Here is a 2,067-nt window from a genome sequence, read left to right as displayed (position 1 = left end):
ATCGGAAGTGCGAATGCTGACATGAGTAACGATAATGCGGGTGAAAAACCCGCACGCCGAAAGCCCAAGGTTTCCTTGCGCAACGTTAATCGGCGCAGGGTGAGTCGGCCCCTAAGGCGAGGACGAAAGTCGTAGTCGATGGGAAGCAGGTTAATATTCCTGCACCTCGCGTAAGTGCGATGGAGGGACGGAGAAGGTTAGGTGTACCAGGCGTTGGTTGTCCTGGGGAAAGGCGGTAGGTTTGGATCTTTGGCAAATCCGGGATCCTTTAAGACCGAGCACCGAGACGAGCCTTTATGGCGAAGTCACTGATACCACGCTTCCAGGAAAAGCTCCTAAGCTTCAGCTTACGCAGACCGTACCGTAAACCGACACAGGTGGGTAGGATGAGAATTCTCAGGCGCTTGAGAGAACTCGGGTGAAGGAACTAGGCAACATGGCACCGTAACTTCGGGAGAAGGTGCACCCTTTTTGGTGGCTCGTGCGAGCTATAGCTGAAGAGGGTCGCAGTAACCAGGCCGCTGCGACTGTTTATCAAAAACACAGCACTCTGCAAACACGAAAGTGGACGTATAGGGTGTGACGCCTGCCCGGTGCTGGAAGGTTAATTGATGGGGTCAGCCGCAAGGCGAAGCTCTTGATCGAAGCCCCAGTAAACGGCGGCCGTAACTATAACGGTCCTAAGGTAGCGAAATTCCTTGTCGGGTAAGTTCCGACCTGCACGAATGGCGTAATGATGGCCAGGCTGTCTCCACCCGAGACTCAGTGAAATTGAACTCGCTGTGAAGATGCAGTGTACCCGCGGCAAGACGGAAAGACCCCGTGAACCTTTACTATAGCTTGACACTGAACATTGAGTTCGTCTGTGTAGGATAGGTTGGAGGCTATGAAACTGTGGCGCTAGCTGCAGTGGAGCCATCCTTGAAATACCACCCTGTCGTGCTTGACGTTCTAACCTGGGCCCATTATCTGGGTCGGGGACCGTGTATGGTGGGTAGTTTGACTGGGGCGGTCTCCTCCCAAAGAGTAACGGAGGAGCTCGAAGGTACGCTCAGCGCGGTCGGACATCGCGCACTGTGTGCAAAGGCATAAGCGTGCTTGACTGCAAGATCGACGGATCAAGCAGGTAGGAAACTAGGACTTAGTGATCCGGTGGTTCTGTATGGAAGGGCCATCGCTCAACGGATAAAAGGTACTCCGGGGATAACAGGCTGATACCGCCCAAGAGTTCATATCGACGGCGGTGTTTGGCACCTCGATGTCGGCTCATCACATCCTGGGGCTGAAGTAGGTCCCAAGGGTATGGCTGTTCGCCATTTAAAGTGGTACGCGAGCTGGGTTTAGAACGTCGTGAGACAGTTCGGTCCCTATCTGCCGTGGGCGTTGGAAGATTGAGAGGGGTTGCTCCTAGTACGAGAGGACCGGAGTGAACGCACCACTGGTGTTCGGGTTGTCATGCCAATGGCATTGCCCGGTAGCTAAGTGCGGAAAAGATAAGCGCTGAAAGCATCTAAGCGCGAAACTTGCCTCAAGATGAGTCTTCCCTGGGCCTTTAAGGTCCCTGAAGGAACGTTTAAGACTAAGACGTTGATAGGCTGGGTGTGTAAGTGCAGCGATGCATTGAGCTAACCAGTACTAATGATCCGTGAGGCTTAACCTTACAACACCGAAGGTGTTTTTAGAGAGATTTTCAGCGACGTTCCGAGATTGGTTCTGATGGCTTCATGGAAGTGAGGCGGTTGGAATGAAACAGAATTTGCCTGGCGGCAATAGCGCGGTGGTCCCACCTGACCCCATGCCGAACTCAGAAGTGAAACGCCGTAGCGCCGATGGTAGTGTGGGGTCTCCCCATGCGAGAGTAGGACACTGCCAGGCATCAAATAAAGCCGAAAGCCCTGAACTGACGTTCAGGGCTTTTTGCTATGCGTAAAACGTAAAAAAGCGCAGCTACGCTGCGCTGCTCTCCCCAGTTTATCTCCGACAGACAGCCAGAGAAAAGGCCCCGAAGGGCCTTTGATTTGGGAGTGTTTGCTTTTTTTCACTTATTATTCGATTAATGCTAGCTGC

Annotated in this window: 2 rRNA genes; both read left to right on the top strand. The window is 53.0% G+C overall.

Annotation, left to right across the window (positions count from 1 at the left end):
• A 23S ribosomal RNA gene (locus tag ACGFWI_RS38980) occupies window positions 1–1,660 on the top strand; the annotation flags it as partial.
• A gap of 99 nt (window positions 1,661–1,759) precedes the next feature.
• Window positions 1,760–1,875: ribosomal RNA gene (gene rrf, locus ACGFWI_RS38975) — 5S ribosomal RNA — on the top strand.
• Window positions 1,876–2,067 lie beyond the last annotated feature (192 nt).

It is taken from the genome of Streptomyces sp. NPDC048434 (assembly GCF_043200375.1).
Taxonomy (GTDB): Bacteria; Actinomycetota; Actinomycetes; order Streptomycetales; family Streptomycetaceae; genus Streptomyces.
This window is presented reverse-complemented; position numbering and strand designations above follow the sequence as displayed.